This window comes from Jatrophihabitans sp. (assembly GCA_036389035.1).
In the GTDB taxonomy this organism is placed as follows: Bacteria; Actinomycetota; Actinomycetes; order Mycobacteriales; family Jatrophihabitantaceae; genus Jatrophihabitans_A.
In genome coordinates this window covers 421,659-437,609 of the sequence record DASVQQ010000011.1, presented here as the reverse complement: position 1 = coordinate 437,609, position 15,951 = coordinate 421,659, and the positions used below count along the sequence as shown (strand labels likewise).

The window sequence follows — 15,951 nt, the reverse complement described above, 5'->3', positions numbered from 1 at the left end:
GTGAGTATCTCCACTGCAGCTGATTGGTCTAACCGCCGTTGCGGCCGAGCTGGGCTCTGATCTCTTCGATGAGGGCCAGCGTTCGAGCCGCGCTGGCGATATCGGATTCGCATTTCTCCGCACCACGGACGACATCGCGGAAATGCGTCAGCTCCGGACCGAATCCCATTGTGGTGAACGTCGAGTTCGCCTCGTGCGGGATCGTGTAATTAGGTGACCAGCGTTGCTCGGGGCCTTCCAGCGGCCGCAGGACGCAGGTGTCCATGTTGTCAATCAGGACTGAACTGCCCGCCCCGAATACTTCCACCGACTCATTGTGCTGCTGCCAGCTCCCGGTGCTGCCGAGCTGCAGGCTGACCACGGCGCCCGAGTCCGTGCGGGCGGCGACCGTCAGCGCATGGCGGCCACCATTGCTGCGTCCCCTCGTCACGTGGAGGTCGTACAGCTCGCCGAGGAGGTACCTTGCCAGATCGAGGTGATGAACTGGATTGTCGACCAGATAGCTATCGAAGTCGATTCCCATGTCTCCCATGACGAACGTGAACGTGGCCAGCGAGGGAGCTCCGAACAGGGGGTCCGCCATGGCTGCGCGGGCTCGCCTGTACGCAGGGGCGAACCGCTTCATATAACCCACCATCACCGGGACGCCGGCATCTGCGCTGAACGCGGCCAACTCGCTCGCCTCGACCGTCCCGCCGGCGCCTGGCTTCTCCGCGAAGACTGGCAGTCGCGCTTCGACACACTGACGGATCACCCTTCCGTAGACCTGCGGCGGAACACAGGCGACCACTGCTTCCAGGTTCTCGCGGCGGATCATCTCGGCCGGATCGTCATAGGCCACACCCCCGCCGAACTTGGCAGCCGCGGCTTGCGCGGAGGACAACCGCCGCGCACAGATGGCGGCGAGGTCGAAGCCGAGGTGGACGAGAGCGGGATGCAGCACCGACGTTGCATGCCGTCCACAGCCGATCACCCCGATTCGCATCACGAAGCGCTCGTCAGCCGGCCGAGGAACTCACGTCCCCTGCCTACCTCGTCCGCGACTTGGTTGGCGGTGAGTCGCCCGTCGAACTCAAGCTCAAGGCAGACCGGCCGGGGATTCAGTGTGAGGAAACGGGCCAGTGCGGGCCAGTCGTACTCGCCGTCGCCGGGGGTGAAGTGAACGTCGTTGCCACGGTGATCACGGGCCTGCACCCGAGTGATCCGATCGCCGATCAGACGCAGCCCCTCCTCCGCGGGCACCCCTCCGCACGTCGCGTGGCTTGTGTCGTAGGTGATGCCGAGCGCGTCCTCACCGGCGAGGTCGAGCAGCCGCAGCGTCTCGGGGATGGTCTGCGCGTTCATCCCGCGATGCGGCGCCTCGACGCTGACCGTGACGCCATATTGCTCACGTCCCCTGCGGAAGACCTCACGTGCCACGTCGGCGGCCCGGCGCAGTCCGGCATCGGTGCCCTCCTCCCGCTCGCCGACGTCCAGAATGAGGTCGCAGTGCAGTCCGGCGGTCAATTGCAGCAGGCGATGGGCAACTGTCAACAATTCGTCTCGGTCACGCGGATCATCGCAATAAATCCGGGGAGCCGTGTTCAACGCTACTGGGCGCAGCCCATGCCGGTCAAAGGCCTCGACGCAGTGGGCGACAGTTTCATTTACTGGCGCCTGTGGGTCCAGGTGCGGGCAAAAATCACCGAGCACACCTATTTCGACGTCGATAAATCCGAGCGCCGCGATGTGACTGAGGGCTGCCTCCATCGTCAGCATCCCGAATCCGATGGTGGAACAGGAAGCCTGCATACGATTCCGCCCTATCTTTTCCGGATAATGCGATGATGCGATCTCCGAATCAAAGCAGAGTCCATTTCATTGCGTCAATAGTGCGTGCTTTCCGCTTCTCTTAAAGCGACACTAAGGGCCGGAGGACCGCTGGTCAATCGTCACGGCCGAAGTGCGCGATCCGGGTCCCCGGGCTGGGGCTCCGTTCAGTCGCCTAGTGGAGGGCCGCCCCTTGCCACTCATCGACCCATCGACCACCTGACGCCGCTTCCTGTGCCTCGACTTCGGTGGCCGTTCCGGGCAGCCTGAGACCCGGACCTGAAAGGGAGTCCAGTGGCCATTCGACCACTACGAGCTGTCCCGCCAGCGAGACATTCTCCGATGCGCCGACGCCGCCGCCATGTCGCTAATGTATATCACCCCCAACCTTTTCAGGTGCAGAGAAGTCTGATACTCTCTTTATTGCCTGAATGTAGCCTCGTGAATAATACCCCCAGCCGATTCGCCGAAGTCGACGGCTCGAAAGAATGAGGGAGGCTCTAAGTATGAGCAATGAGGGTCATTCATCTCTCATCGCAAAAGCGGTTGCAGAGTACCCGACGCTGGGTTACTCCATACTCCCCGGATTCTTTACCGAAGAGGAGCTGGCTCCCGCCCTAAGCACGTTATACGAGACGCTGCCAACGCCAGACGCATTCGTTAACGGATCGGCCGAATTTCAAGAATCCCACCGCAAGAACTATCGTGCAGGTCTTGTTGACTGGCCCTATCCAAGCACCGAACTCAGCCTGCTCGCATTGCATCCGAAGCTGATTGAGCTCTCCGAGATCCTCTTGGGCAGCCCGGACATCCGCATGTATAACGGGCACGTGTGGGTGAAGTATGCCGGCGCTTCCTACGACCAGGATCACCATCGCGATTATCGCGGACACACGCCTGTCATCGCGTCGCAGGATCCCGAGTTTGCCCACGTTCAATATTTCATCCTCCTGTCCGACGTGGACGAGGGCAACGGTCCGCCGATGTTCGTGGATAACAAGCTTGCCGAAAACGTTCCGATGCACCCCCATCTTGCCCCCCGTGACGCTCACCCGGAATTTTATGAGGCAGAGATTCCCGGAGTCGGGCCGAGGGGAACCGTGATCGCCTTCGACATCGACACCTTCCATCGCGCGACCGACCTGAAAAGGGACGGCGCGTCCCGGTACATGCTCCTGTCGTTCTTCCGGCGCGCTGAGGCGAACTGGGTAGCCGGTCCGGGCCGGGGGATTCTCACAGAAGACGCGGAGTGGATATCCTTCGTCGAAAACGCGAGCAGGCGGCAGCTCGACATGCTCGGCTTCCCCGCCCAGGGTCACCGCTACTGGACCGAGGAGATCAAGCAAGCGTACATCCTCCGCTATCCCAACGCGGATCGATCGTGGCTGGGGATCGAGTAGGTCCGCGGGCAGGATCACCTAGGAGGTCAGCGTGCGTCTGCCGCACACTCCCGGCCTGGCGAAACGCTATTTCCAATACTTCAAGTACGCGACTGGAATCACCAGATCCGTTCACGTCTTCCGCCGAGGCAAGCCAGAGAGAATCACGCTTGTCATCCCGGACTCCCTCGGGGACGTCGCCATCAACTCTGGGGTCACCAGGGCGATCCGTGCCGGCGGGTTGGAGGCCGAGATCACTCTGGTCACCGACCAGAAGTACCGGCCGGCAGCTGCGTTCAACCCTGACTACGACTCAGTGGCAGTGCTCAACGACTGCACCGACAAGCCGCCGTGGGCGCTCTCCTATCACGATCAGCTGGCTGTCGCGAAGACGTTGACACCGGACATGGACGCGCTCTTCCTGTGCCAGCCGGGAGCCTGGTGTGACGCCCTATGGTCCAGGCACCAGTCGCTCGAACTCCAGCACAAGTTGTGCCGTACGCCGCCCGGTCTACGCCTGCGACCCAGGCTGACCATTCCGGCCGGGGCAGCCGAAAAGGTCTTTGCGAATTGGTGGCAGCCTGACGGTCGCCCCGCCATCTTCATCGCTCCCAGCGCTTTCACCTTGAAGTTCGGCGCTGCTGGGGAACGCTTCTTCCTCGACCTGGCCGCGAGCCTGGCCGGAGATGGCTGGCACGTGTTCTGGAACGGCCCTGTATGGCCATCCGGGGCCGGCCGGCCGGAGGCGGGTGCGGGGACGGTTGTTCCCGTGGGGCACCTCCCGCTCGCGGAGGTCGTGGCCCTGGCGAGCATGTGCGAGCGCGCGGTTTCCGCCCGGAGCGGTTTATCCGACATGATCACCTTCTCGGCTCCGGAGCTTCCGCAGTACGTTTTGTACCCGAACACGCGCTATCCCTATTCATTCAGGTCCGTGCGCCAGTGCTATTCACTGAACGCGATGGGCGGGGTGAACGTGCGCGAGACCGAGAATTCCCTCGACACCGCCGCCGACCTGGCTACCGAGTTGGGCAAGGTTCGGCAGTGGCTCGACTCGCGACCGCGAGCGCACTGATGCGGCTTGCGACCGTGACCGGTCAGGGCACGACGATCCCCGGACGCGGCCGTGCTGGCCTTCGTGGCGCGGGGAGTTTCGCCGCGTGTGCGAAGGACGGCCTTCCGCGGCCCGGCGTCCTTGGAGTGTGCAGCACAGGCCCTTTAGTTTTCCGGCGCCGACGCTAGGTTTGAAGTCAACCATTGATTACGCTCAGGATATGCTTGTTTTCGTAGATTTGGTGGCCGCCTATGCTGCGGAAGGCTTCGCGGTTTCCACCGGCCTCAACCCCACCGCTTTTCACAATCTGCACAGCGTCCCGTTCACGTGGCTGGTCCGCGACGGCGTCGAAGTGGCGGACGGACTAGGAATCTCGCTGCCGGAAATTTACCTGCTCGAGTGCCTCGCCGTAGTCCAACCGGCGGAGTCGATCCTGGTGATCGGCAACTCGTTTGGTTGGAGCACACTCGCGCTTGCGATCGCGCAGCCACAAGCGCGAGTGGTCGGGCTCGACTCGGCTGCGGACCGATACTCCCTTGAGGGCCTTGAACTAACCGCACGCCTTGCTGAGCGACTCAACCTCCACCACGTCTATCCCGTCAGAGGAACGTCACCGGAGGACATCCCCGCCACCGTCGAGGAGCGGCTCGATGGGCGGATAGATCTGGCCTTTGTCGACGGTTACCACACCAGTCAACAGATCGTCGCCGAGTACCGCGCGCTCCGTCCATTCCTGACGCCGACCGCGATGGTCTTGTTCCATGACGTCCAGTACACCGGACTGCAGTCGGGATTCGACACCATCGTCGAGGAATCCGGCTGGCAGGGCACGATGCTCCACGCCACACCGTCGGGCATCGGGTTTCTCACCAACGAGCCATCTCCAGCACTAGCACGGGTGATCGCGGCGTTCGCCACTGACCCTTCCGCCCTCGAGGTCGTCAGGAAGAAGGGAGAACGCTTCCACGCGGAATTCGGCAGCTGAGCCAAGACCTTTCCGCAGCCATGGCCCCGGTCCGGCGGTCCGTCAGCTGTCCAGCCATCCATACTCAGCGCCGAGTCAGTAACGTTCGAGGAGTTCACAGTGTCCAGGACGATCGTTCTCGGTATCAATTCGGCGCACGACGCCGCCGCCTGCCTGCTCATCAATGGCGAGATCGCCGTGGCCGTTCCCGAGGAACGGCTAGCCCGTACCAAGCATTATGAGGGCTATCCACATCGCGCCGTCGACTATTGTCTGCGATCGGCCGGCCTTGCCGGTCTGACCGCCGTCGACACGGTCGTCATCAACGAGTACGTCAAGGATGACACAGGCCTGCTGGTCCGTCAGGCCGGGTTCAACGGAGACCTCATCGTCAACCCGTCGCACCATATGCTGCACGCCTACTACGCCTGGCTGGCCTCCGACCTCGACCGCCCGGCGGTGCTGATCCTGGATGGCGCCGGCTACAACTACGGTGAGTACGAGCGGCGGCAGAGTCCGCTGCTCGGAGCTCCACCTCCCTTCTCCGAGATGGAAGAATCGGAGTCCATGTACGTGGTGGGTGACGACGATGAGCTGAGGCTGGTGCGCAAACGCTGGGGCTTGTGGTCATCCAGCGACCCGTTTCTGCGGTTTCCGAGCCTGGGGCACATGTACTCGGTGGCTTCTGAATACATCTTCGGGCACATGATGCACGCGGGTAAGACGATGGGACTGGCGCCCTACGGCGACGCATCCAGGTTTCCCGACCCGATCATCGAGTACACCCCCGACGGGCTTCTCATCGATACGGATTGGATCACCAAGGTGCCGCCTCGGTCCTCCGAGCCGGCCCACCTCGATGCCATCTGCCGAGATATGGCCGCCAAGGTCCAGGTTGAACTCGAGCGAGCGGTGCTGCACCTATGTCAGGAACTCCATGACCTGACCGGCGCCGACGAGCTGGGCTTGAGCGGCGGGGTGGGGCTCAACAGCGTGACCAACGGAATGATCCTGCAGCAGACTCCGTTCCGCCGCCTCTTCGTGACGCCGGCATCCGGTGACTCCGGGGTGGCGATTGGCGCCGCCTTCTACGGACACCAGCAGACCACTGGCCAACGCGCACGGGTGAAGTCCTACGACAACTACCACGGGCACTCGTACTCGACAGAAGAGCTACAACGGGCAGTCGACAGTCGCTGCGCGTTCGTCGACGCTCAACTGGTGGTAGACGTCGCCGAAGAAGCCGCTCGAGACATCATCGACGGCAAATTCATCGGCTGGTTCGAAGGGGGCAGCGAGTTCGGCCCGCGCGCGCTCGGCCACCGCAGCATCCTCTGCGATCCACGTCCACCCGAGATGCGAGACCGCCTGAATGCGCTGGTGAAGTTTCGTGAGCCCTTCCGCCCTTATGCCGCGTCGGTGCTCACCGAGCACGTCGAGGACTACTTCGAGGCGCCCGACGACGACCCGTTCATGATGACCGTCGTACAGGTGCGCCAGTCGCAGGCCAGCACCATCGCCAGCGTCTGTCACGTGGACGGCACCTGCCGCATCCAGACTGTCGACCGCGACCACGTGGGCGATTACCGTCGGCTGATCGAGCGGTTCTTCGCGCTGACCGGGATGCCCCTGGTGCTCAATACCTCGTTCAACATCCGCGGAGAACCGGTCATCGAGACGCCGGACGACGCCATCGAATGCTTCCTCAGTTGCAATCTGGATGTCCTGTATCTGGGTGGCTTCCGGATCACCAAATCCATCGTGGGCACCGCCGACAGTCCGGAGCGACTTGTTCCCAGCCTCGGTAGGGGCCTGTCGATCTGGGCGGTCACCGACACCGAAGCGGGCGCCGCGGCAAGCCCGCGGTATTACTGCCAGAAGAGGACAGGGCACAAGACCCCGATTTCGGCCGACGAATACGCTGTGCTGTCCGAGATGGACGCTCAGCGGAGCATCTCGGACCTGGCCGCGGCGCGGCCCGGGCGCACGACCGAAGATGTTCTGCGTGTCGTTGCCGACTTGCAGCAGCGTGGCCTGGTGTACCTCGCACGCCCAGCTCAGAACGGCTGATCTGTCGGCTAGTCGCGGTGCCTGACGCCGGGCTCGGCCAGCGGTGCGAGCCTCTGCCCGGTGACCGGCACGTCCCCCAGAGCCTCGTCGACCGCCTCGAGCACGTCGTCACTGAGGACGACGGCCGAGGCGGCGGCGTTGGCGTGCACCTGGCCGGGATTGCTGGCGCCGGTGATCGCGGAGGCGACTTCAGGACGACGCAGTACCCAGGCCAGGGCCAGCTGGGGCATGGTCAGGCAAGCACCGCTGGCGATGGGCCGCAGCCGCTCGACGGCTTGAAGCGTCCGCTCGGACATCAGCGGGTCCATCAAGCTGGTCCTCAACTCGCCGGCCGCCCGCGAACCGGGCGGCGGCGCCTGCCCGGGCCGGTACTTGCCGGTCAGCACGCCCTCGCCGAGCGGTGACCAGACGACGTGCGAGATCTGGTGGCGGGCGCACAATCGGAAGATCTCGGCTTCCGGGGCCCGCCACAGCAAGGAGTACTGGGGCTGGGACGACACGAACAGCTCTGGTCCGCCGATCTCGATGGCGGCGTTGATCTGTTCCGACGTCCACTCGCTGAACCCCAGATACCGTGCCTTTCCCTGCTGAACCACCTTCTGCAGTGCCTCCACGGTCTCTTCGACGGGCACGTCGGGGTCGAACCTGTGCGCCTGGTAGAGGTCGACAAAGTCGACCCGCAGCCGGCGGAGTGAGGCATCGATCTGCTTGGCGATCTGCGCCGCCGACAGCCCTCGGTCGGTTTCATCGTCCGACATCTGGCCCCAGACGGTAGTCGCCAGAACGTAGGAGTCGCGTCGGTGCTGGGAGAGAATATTTCCCAAGGCCTCCTCGGCCGCGCCTCGACCGTACGCGTTGGCGGTGTTGAAAAACGTGATGCCGGCGTCGAACGCTGCCTCGATACAGCGGCGATTGAGATCGACCTCAACGCCGATGGCGTAGACCAGTCCCAGCGCGATCTCCGAGACCTCGAGATCGGAACTGCCAAGCTTGCGGTAGCGCATGTACCGCTCCTCACATGCGTTTGGTCCGGCAACGTGCCGAAGTGCGAATTGCGGTCAGTGGACGGCGTCCAGCTTTGCGCGCTGTTCCGGAGTCAGCTCCAGATCGACCGCCGCGAGACTCTCCTCCAGCTGGGCCACGGAAGAAGCTCCGACGAGTGGGATGACGGGAACCTCCCCGCCGATGAGCCAGGCAAGCACCACCTGGTTCGGCGTCGCCCCGATCTCCTGCGCGACCGCGCGCAGCGCGGCGAGCCTGATCGGCGTACCCGCATGATCCAGATCGGGATCGAACGGCTTGTCCGCCCGGGTATACGCACCGCCGAGCAGCGCGGAGTATGCCACGAGGGTGAGTTCCGGGTTCGCTCGGACATAGCTCAGGAGATCTCCGCCGGCATTGCCGGGCTTGCCGTCCACGGTCCGGAAGCCAGGCATGTCCGTCCGCCTGCGCAGATAGCTGTGCTGATACTGAAGCACTTCGTAACCGGGAAGCCCGGCCGCGGCGGCAATGACCCGAGCCCGCTCCACACGCCATGACCATTGGTTGCTCACGCCAAGCAGGCCGACGACGCCGTCGGAGACCAGCCCGGCGAAGGCTTCCACCACGTTCTGTTGGGGCACGGCCATGTCGTCCTGATGCGCGTACAGCAGGTCGAGCTTGTCCACGCCGAGCCGTTTCATGCTTTGCATCGCCGACTCGAGGATCACCTTCGGCGCGAGTCCTTCGACATTGCTGGACTTGGCGACATCGTCGATGCTGATGCCCTCGTGCACGGGCCGGTCCCCGAGCTTGGTGGCGATCGTGACTTCGTCGCCGATGCCGCGGGCCCGTCGCCACCGGCCCAGTACGCTCTCGCTCTCCCCGCCCCGAGTGCCGGTCAACCAGAAGGCGTAATTGTTGGCCGTGTCTATAAAGGTTCCGCCAGCCTCCACATACCGATCCAGGATCGCGAACGACGTCCGCTCATCGACGGCGCTCCCGAACTTGATCGCGCCCAGACCGAGCACGCTCACCGTGCGCCGGGTCGCCGGGTCCAGGCCCATCGTGCGGTATTTCATGTGACTTCCTCCTCGCCGCCACGGGTGACTAGTGGGAACGACTGAAGACCGCAGCTTGCTGCCGCAATTCGGACGCCGCCCGCTCCAGGTCGCTGAGATCGACGTCGTCGACGAACTCGACCTTCGCGATGTCGAGCAGGACAGGCAACCGCAGCCGTCCGCCACGGAGACCAGTGGTTGCCCGCAGGGCCGCGCTCAACATTGCTGGATCGCCGAGGGATTCATGCCAGAGTGGAAGCCCCAGCGTCCGCCCCAGCACCGACAGGATTTCCAGACACAAGTCCGGGACGAGGCTGCCACGCTGCATAGACAGGACCAGGGAGAACGCCATGTCCACCGCTACCCATTCGCCATGCGACAGCGTGGAGCCGGGAACCATCTCGCCCGTAGGTGAAATGAAGTGGCCGAAGTTCATCGTTCGCCACAAGCGAGGCTCACGCAGATTATCGGCCAGCTCCGTCAGCATGGGAATGATCGACCGCCAGAGCACATCGCGCCCAACCGGATGCTGCATTCGCTGTTCGCGTAGTTCGCGACCGTACGAGACGAGCAGATCCCAGAGGGCGGGGTCCTCGGTGAGTGCCACCTTGCTGATCTCGGACAGGCCGCCCGCCGTGCGCCGCTCGCTCTCTGTCGAACAGAGCCGGAGGCAGTGCAGCGTCAATGGCACCGGCGCGAAGGCGCCCAGTCCGTTCTTCACGCCAGCGTGATTGACGCCCACCTTCGCCGCGATGCCCGCGTCACAGAGTCCGAGCAGAGTCGTGGGAATCCGGATCGCGGGAATACCGCGATAGAGCGTGGCCGCCAGAAGACCACCGATGTCCGTGATCGTGCCGCCGCCGATGAGGATCAATGGCTGCCCGCGCCGGTCAAGGTCCAAGGACAGCAGCTTGCCGGCCAGATCGCCGTACTGTGCGAGAGTCTTGGAATTCTCGCCACCCTCGGCCTCGAACCAGATCGGTTCGAGGCCGAAGCGCTCGAACAACGCGGCGAACTGGTCACCGAAGAGCACCTTGACGTTGCGGTCGATGACCACGGCGCGAGGGCCCGGCATGTTCGCGGTCGCGTAGACCGGATCGCTGAGCCAGAACAGGTCGGGGACGGTCTCCGGCGTGGCCTCGAGTAAATCATCGACGAACCGGACCTGCCACGTCAGCCCCGCTTGAACGGACGTGGCGGTTATCCAGTCGCCATCGGTCGATACCGGCACTTTGGCTGTCCTCCCCTGATCTGCAAGCCGATCGCACACCCGTAGCCACGAACCGGATAGTGGTGCTGACTCATCACTGTCAATAACAACGGAGTGGTCGTCATGGGGTGGCGAGGCCAGCCGCCGGCCATGCGAGAGGCGTTGGCTGACCGGAGCGAGCGGCGGCTGCCATGGCATCGATCACAAGAGCGCAGCGGTAGCCGTCTTCGAAGTCAGCGGCGGATTCCCGTACGGTCGTCATTCCTGCGACCGCTCGCAAGAAGTGCGCAGCCTGGTGAATGAAGGTTTCGGTCCAGCTGATCGGATGGCCCGGCTCCGGCCACCACATCGACATGAAGGGGTCGGTGGGGCGCGTCACCTCAATGAGGGTCGAACGATGCCCCGGAGTGATGTGCCACAGCTCGTTGAGCCGTGGTGACTCCCAGCGCAGCGCCCCCCTCGTCCCGGTAACCGTGAAGCTGCACTCGCTCGTGACGCCGCCCGCCACCCGAGACCCACGGATCGTTCCCTGAGCACCGGACCTGAACTGCAACGTGCCGCCGAAGAAATCATCTCGGGCCGCCGAGGAGGGATTGAGCTTCTTGCTTTGCGCCTGGACCACCGTGGGCTCGCCGGCGAGCCAGAGGGCCAGGTCCAAGATGTGCGGTCCGAGTCCGAGCAGCGCCCCGTCCTGCGGCGGAGGCGGCCATACCGCAGCAGAATCGGCGTCGTATTCCGGAAGACCGAGAGATTCCAGGAATGAGCCGTCGAAGGCAAGGATCTGACCGATTTCGCCGCTCGCCACGAGATCGTGCGCGAGCCTCACCGCGGGGGCGAACCGGAAGTTGAAGCCGCACATGTGGACGACGTCGGCGGCTGCTGCCGTCTGCCACATCTCGTAGGCGTCGGCCGCCGTCACGGCCAACGGCTTCTCGCACAGGACCGCGTGGCCCGCTCTGATGGCTGCCAGGGCTGCGGGGTGATGCAGCTCCGTGGGCAGCACCACGTCGACAGCAGTCAGGCCCGCGCTGTCGATCTGCGCTCGCCAATCGGTGAACGCTTCTCGGTAGCGGTACTGATCGGCCGACCTCCGAGCCTTGTTGGAGTCACGGCCCGAGATCGACAGCAGCTGGACCGGCGGGAGATCCGGTGCCAGCAGGCTCGCGACCGTCAGTCCTAGCGTGTGCGCTCGGCCCATGAAGCCGTTGCCCACCATGCCCACGCCGACGGGCTCAGGTTGTCCCTCTGCATTTTGGCGCCCCACGTCCGTAACCTACTTTACGAGATTGGAAATGATCAATGACGACCGCGGCGGCTCACAAATGAACCACCGACCAGCCCTGAGAATTTCGTTCGGACTTGACAGGATCTCTGCGTGCCAGGGCAGCAGCCCCTTGGTCCGCCGCGGCGAGGCAAATCCTGCGGGGGCAGTCGGTAAGCCGGCCGCCATCACGAAGCCGCCGCCGGAAGGACCGGGCCGCACGCCATTACAGGGTCTCGTCTATGGTTATCCGCACGTCGCCGAGCCCTTTGTCACGGAGCAGATTCACTGCATGGGCGGTCAGCAGACCTGACGGCTTGTTGTCGTTGATGACCACCCTTTCTCCTCTTGGCATGCCGAACATCGCGTGGTCCACGCGGAGGCCCAGATCGGCAAGTAGACCCAGAGTCCTAGGCCGTTCGCTCTCCGAGCGCCCGGTCATCACCACCACGACGTCCTCGGGTGCGATCTGCTCCCAGAACCGGGCCGCTCCGTCGAGGACGTCGTCGTCGCCTTCCAGGTAGGCGTTGTGCCGGAACACCACACCGTCGAGATCGATGATCCAGATCTTCGGCAGTCTGCTGAGCGTCAACTCGAAAGCTGTCATTCCGCAACCTTCTCCAGGAGGTAGACGCCCTGGTAGAAGGCGCCGATAGCGGAATCCACATCGTCGAGCGCGTATCCCGTCAACGAGAGCCAGATGAGGGCATGGATGATTTCGATGTCAACTGCGGACTCTTTGATGCGCTCGCTGATGAGCGGGCCCTGCTGCTCCCATCCATTGGAGGCGATTTCCAGGGCTACGACCTGCCCGGAAACAGTCAGTCGAAAATTCCGGCGGTTGAACTGATCGTAATTGCCCTCGACCGAATACAGGAGCTTGGCCCAGTCGTACCGCGGATCGCCATAGCACTCGGCCCGCCCGAACGTACCTCGGGGATCGATCAGCCATATGTCACCGACCTTGTCCACCAGGGTGTTCGAGAAGGTCGGATCGCCGTGGATGAGGGCATGGTCCACGGTCGGCAGACAATCCATCGTCGCGTCGAACCAGTCCGCGTAGCGGGGATGCAGCGGGTTGCGGCAGGTGCGCCCATTGATGACGAACGAGGGGCGATCGACGTTCGGCAGCAGGCGGCGGATAGAAGACAGCCGGTTGACCGTCTTCTCGTGGTACACGATGCGGTCTGACTCCGGATCCGGGGGTGCTGAGCTGAGGCCGTGCAACTGGTCGAGGCAGTCCATGATCCCAGTGAGGACCTGCGCCTTGCCATCAGACCCGAGGTTCAACCCGAACGGGTGGGTGCCGTCGATCCGCTCGATCGTGAGCGGGGAGTGGCGTAGCAGCCGGGGAGCATGCGGAAACCCGAGCTCGGCGACCACCTCATACCAACGCGCCTCCGCTTCCAACAGGTGGACATACTGGTTCGCGCGCGCTGTCTTGACGACCTCACGACCCTTGATCTCCACCTTGTTGAAGAAGCGGGTGGTCTGCCCCGCGTGTTGCTCCTCGTACTCCCGCCACGCGGCCAGGGTGCCGAACTCCCGCATTCCGCGGAGGACCACGGTGTCGAAAGAGGTCGACGACTGCTTGAGGTGTCTGACGAATTCGCCGTGGGCCGGGAGGTCCCCGAGATGATCCTTCGAGGGAACCGCGAACAGGCCTGCCACCCCCCGGCTGCTGGAGGGCACTTCCTTCAGCAGCCCATCATCGTCAACGCTCCAGCGGCAGCGAAATTGATCGCTGAGGCCGACCAGCAACCGGTCGCCCAGGTCTTCCTTCGGAAACTCCTCGAACAGCAGGTCGCACCAGAGGACCAGGAAAGCGGACGTGTCATCCACCATGGAGATCGCTGCCGACAGCCCGCTCAGCGTGCCGTCGCGCTCCGCCATTACGACGTCAAAACCCACGTCCGGGGGCACTGTCTCCAGATAAGCCGTCAGGACATCAGCGCGGTAGTCCGCGACGATGATGAACCGCGCCTGGGGCAGCTGGCGGAAAAGCCGGTAAAGAAGCGGCTCTCCGTCGACTGAGAGCAGACATTTGGGTTTGTTCGCCGTGAGCTGTCCCATGCGTGACCCGCGCCCTCCGGCCTGGACGATCACGTAAGGAACCTCGTCGAGCTTCATCTGATCCGCACGGGGTCGAGGCCTATGGTGCCCCCGGGGTGCGTCCTCCGGAAGGCGGATGCAGACAGGCCCGCTTCACTCGCGAGTTGGGTGGCCAGCGATTGCAGAAAGCCGAGGATGCAGACCGACGAGGCCGTCGGGGCGAGGTCGAGGTGGTCCGCCTCGCTCTCTATCGGCACGTAGACCGAGTGCCGGCAGCCCGCCGCGAGCGTGGAACCCCGCGACGAGTGGATACCCAGCGTGTTCGAATAATCGATTTGCCCGCACGCGTCCAAGAAGCGAACAAGCTCGGGCGTCTCTCCGCTCTTGGAGATGAGGATCAGGAGGTCGTCCGACCTGAACAGGCCCATGCCCCCGTGCAACGCCGCGATCGGGTCCGCGCTCACAGCTCGCAGGGAAAGCGAACTGAACGTCGACGCCACCTTGCCGGCCAGCAGCAGGTTCTGTCCGACGCCGCTGAATATCAGGAGGCCCTGGCAGCGTCGCATCATTTCCATGGCCTTGACGACTTCCGACTCGTCGATGTTATCGGCCATGTGCCGAAGATTCTCGATCTGACATTGCAAACTCTGCTGCCAAGAAACGCCTCGACCAGACAATTGTCTCCAGCCTAACCGGCGGCACAACGCCGCCTCTGCTTACTTACTACCCGCTTGCCGTTCGGCCGCGCAAGAGTTGGCACTTCCACTGCTTAATAAGTCAGGGGTGCGGCAGCCGGTTAGCCAAGTGCTCGACATGTCGTTCATAGCTGTGGTTCTCGACCAGATATTCTTCGAGTTCCCGAGTCGGCTGCCCGAAGTCTGCCGGACTCGTCAGCGCCCGGCTCAGAGCCGCCCGCAGCGCGACCGCGTCGCCGGTCGGCACCACCTGGCAAGAGGCCAGGTCCGGCACCTGCGCGCGCAGTTCCTCAGAGACGATGATCGGCTTGGCGAAGGTCATCGCATGGACCAGCGCACCGGAGACCCCGCCGTGCGCGTCGAAGCCAGACAGGTAGGGGAACACGATAACGCCGGCGCCGGCGATCAGCTCGTTCAGCCGCTGGTTGTCTACCCATCCCGGCTCCCACGACACCCGCGCGCGAGGAAAAGTCCCGGCCAGCCAGGCCGCGTCCTCGGCCACCTCCAGCTTTCCGGCGATCCGTAGCGGAAGCCCCGAGCCGACCGCCTCAAGCAGGACGCGAATGCCTTTGTAGCGGTTCCCTCTCCCGATGAGAAGAGCGTACGGCTCGTCTCCGACTCCGTCGGCCGACGCCGCGGCCGCGAAGCGATGACGGATCGACTCGACCGCGGCAGCGGGCCACCCCAAGCGGATGATCCTGTCCGGGGGGATCCACTGGGCCGCCTGGCGAAAGCCGGCCGCAGTGTGCACGACGACCATGTCGGTCTCCGCGAGGGTTTTGAGGACCTCCACGGCATCACCGCGCTTGACAGCGTTGATGCCACCCAGGGTGCCCGGGAGTGCGCCCGGGCGGTGCAGGGCGTGCGCCAGCCGCATGCCCTGCCTCTCGATCGGAAAGGCGTCCCAGTTCTCGTCGAGGAACAGGTTGACAAGAACATCAGCCCCGAGCCGTGCGGCGTCCTCATAGGCCTTCTGTAGATTGGCCCGGGTAGGCCCGGGAGAGCGGTCCACATCACCGGTCATACCGTGGTGGATCAGGCCGGTCGTCGACGGGCGGCCGTTGAGAAAGCTCGCCGGGCAGTAAATCGGCGCCTTGGCCGCCAAGCCCAGGCCGACAATGTAATCCGGGTGATGTCCTGGCACTTCACCGTAGTCATCAAAAAAGGCCAGTCTCACTCCGCGTCCCGTGATGTCGTTACGTCCATCCATTTCGATTCGACAGTAATCGACGGTTCGACTAATGTCCCGCGGCGGGACAAATGGCACCGCCTCGTCGACGACTTCGCAGAACGAGCGATGCCATTGTGCGTGACCGGCGGGTCGGCCGACGGCAGGTGAAGCGAGCGCCGGGCCATCCCGGCCTCCGATTCCGGCCGCTGACCCGTGAGCAACCGCTGGCGCCGGGGCGTAGGCGTAACAC

The 15,951-nt window shown here is 64.0% G+C and carries 14 protein-coding genes; 4 read left to right on the top strand and 10 right to left on the bottom strand.

Annotation, left to right across the window (positions count from 1 at the left end; genetic code table 11):
• Positions 1–28 precede the first annotated feature (28 nt).
• Both VF557_09850 and VF557_09845 read right to left on the bottom strand, forming a co-directional pair.
• A complete protein-coding gene (locus tag VF557_09850; GenBank protein ID HEX8080498.1) occupies positions 29–985 on the bottom strand; it encodes a Gfo/Idh/MocA family oxidoreductase in 957 nt (318 codons plus the stop codon).
• Entirely contained in the window at positions 985–1,749 is a 765-nt protein-coding gene (locus tag VF557_09845; protein ID HEX8080497.1) for a sugar phosphate isomerase/epimerase, read from the bottom strand. The genes VF557_09850 and VF557_09845 overlap by 1 nt, the downstream gene beginning before the upstream one ends.
• 566 nt (positions 1,750–2,315) lie before the next feature.
• Between VF557_09845 and VF557_09840 the strand changes: the two genes are divergently transcribed.
• The 4 genes from VF557_09840 (at position 2,316) to VF557_09825 (ending at position 7,273) form a co-directional block, all read left to right on the top strand.
• Positions 2,316–3,209 (top strand): phytanoyl-CoA dioxygenase family protein, encoded by an 894-nt coding sequence (locus VF557_09840; GenBank protein HEX8080496.1) that lies wholly within the window; start codon positions 2,316–2,318, stop codon positions 3,207–3,209.
• A 31-nt stretch (positions 3,210–3,240) separates the two neighbouring features.
• The gene (locus VF557_09835; protein HEX8080495.1) at positions 3,241–4,260 is read left to right on the top strand and encodes a hypothetical protein; all 1,020 of its coding nucleotides are present in this window, start codon (positions 3,241–3,243) and stop codon (positions 4,258–4,260) included.
• 199 nt (positions 4,261–4,459) lie between these two features.
• The gene (locus VF557_09830) at positions 4,460–5,224 is read left to right on the top strand and encodes a class I SAM-dependent methyltransferase (protein HEX8080494.1); all 765 of its coding nucleotides are present in this window, start codon (positions 4,460–4,462) and stop codon (positions 5,222–5,224) included.
• A gap of 99 nt (positions 5,225–5,323) precedes the next feature.
• Positions 5,324–7,273, top strand: coding sequence for a carbamoyltransferase C-terminal domain-containing protein (locus VF557_09825; protein ID HEX8080493.1), 1,950 nt, complete (start codon positions 5,324–5,326; stop codon positions 7,271–7,273).
• 8 nt (positions 7,274–7,281) lie between these two features.
• Here the strand turns inward: VF557_09825 and VF557_09820 are convergent, their stop codons facing one another.
• The 8 genes from VF557_09820 to VF557_09785 all read right to left on the bottom strand — a co-directional run bounded on the left by VF557_09820 (position 7,282) and on the right by VF557_09785 (position 15,740).
• Positions 7,282–8,277, bottom strand: a complete 996-nt coding sequence (locus VF557_09820) for an aldo/keto reductase (protein ID HEX8080492.1) — start codon at positions 8,275–8,277, stop codon at positions 7,282–7,284.
• A gap of 54 nt (positions 8,278–8,331) precedes the next feature.
• Entirely contained in the window at positions 8,332–9,333 is a 1,002-nt protein-coding gene (locus VF557_09815) for an aldo/keto reductase (protein ID HEX8080491.1), read from the bottom strand.
• Between the two features lie 28 nt (positions 9,334–9,361).
• Positions 9,362–10,543, bottom strand: coding sequence for a hypothetical protein (locus tag VF557_09810; GenBank protein ID HEX8080490.1), 1,182 nt, complete (start codon positions 10,541–10,543; stop codon positions 9,362–9,364).
• 100 nt (positions 10,544–10,643) lie between these two features.
• On the bottom strand, positions 10,644–11,738 hold the full coding sequence (locus VF557_09805; GenBank protein ID HEX8080489.1) for a Gfo/Idh/MocA family oxidoreductase: 1,095 nt from the start codon (positions 11,736–11,738) through the stop codon (positions 10,644–10,646).
• Between the two features lie 271 nt (positions 11,739–12,009).
• Positions 12,010–12,390, bottom strand: a complete 381-nt coding sequence (locus tag VF557_09800) for a hypothetical protein (GenBank protein ID HEX8080488.1) — start codon at positions 12,388–12,390, stop codon at positions 12,010–12,012.
• Entirely contained in the window at positions 12,387–13,913 is a 1,527-nt protein-coding gene (locus VF557_09795) for an NTP transferase domain-containing protein (GenBank protein ID HEX8080487.1), read from the bottom strand. The genes VF557_09800 and VF557_09795 overlap by 4 nt, the downstream gene beginning before the upstream one ends.
• On the bottom strand, positions 13,910–14,449 hold the full coding sequence (locus VF557_09790) for an SIS domain-containing protein (protein ID HEX8080486.1): 540 nt from the start codon (positions 14,447–14,449) through the stop codon (positions 13,910–13,912). The genes VF557_09795 and VF557_09790 overlap by 4 nt, the downstream gene beginning before the upstream one ends.
• 163 nt (positions 14,450–14,612) lie before the next feature.
• Entirely contained in the window at positions 14,613–15,740 is a 1,128-nt protein-coding gene (locus VF557_09785) for a glycosyltransferase (protein HEX8080485.1), read from the bottom strand.
• Positions 15,741–15,951 lie beyond the last annotated feature (211 nt).

Bases quoted from the DNA above. Each gene is read 5' to 3' on its own strand.
- VF557_09845 (HEX8080497.1), bottom strand. From the start codon at position 1,749: ATGGAGGCAGCCCTCAGTCACATCGCGGCGCTCGGATTTATCGACGTC.
- VF557_09850 (HEX8080498.1), bottom strand. From the start codon at position 985: ATGCGAATCGGGGTGATCGGCTGTGGACGGCATGCAACGTCGGTGCTG.
- VF557_09785 (HEX8080485.1), bottom strand. From the start codon at position 15,740: ATGGATGGACGTAACGACATCACGGGACGCGGAGTGAGACTGGCCTTT.
- VF557_09800 (HEX8080488.1), bottom strand. From the start codon at position 12,390: ATGACAGCTTTCGAGTTGACGCTCAGCAGACTGCCGAAGATCTGGATC.
- VF557_09840 (HEX8080496.1), top strand. From the start codon at position 2,316: ATGAGCAATGAGGGTCATTCATCTCTCATCGCAAAAGCGGTTGCAGAG.
- VF557_09815 (HEX8080491.1), bottom strand. From the start codon at position 9,333: ATGAAATACCGCACGATGGGCCTGGACCCGGCGACCCGGCGCACGGTG.
- VF557_09795 (HEX8080487.1), bottom strand. From the start codon at position 13,913: ATGAAGCTCGACGAGGTTCCTTACGTGATCGTCCAGGCCGGAGGGCGC.
- VF557_09805 (HEX8080489.1), bottom strand. From the start codon at position 11,738: ATGGTGGGCAACGGCTTCATGGGCCGAGCGCACACGCTAGGACTGACG.
- VF557_09790 (HEX8080486.1), bottom strand. From the start codon at position 14,449: ATGGCCGATAACATCGACGAGTCGGAAGTCGTCAAGGCCATGGAAATG.
- VF557_09830 (HEX8080494.1), top strand. From the start codon at position 4,460: ATGCTTGTTTTCGTAGATTTGGTGGCCGCCTATGCTGCGGAAGGCTTC.
- VF557_09820 (HEX8080492.1), bottom strand. From the start codon at position 8,277: ATGCGCTACCGCAAGCTTGGCAGTTCCGATCTCGAGGTCTCGGAGATC.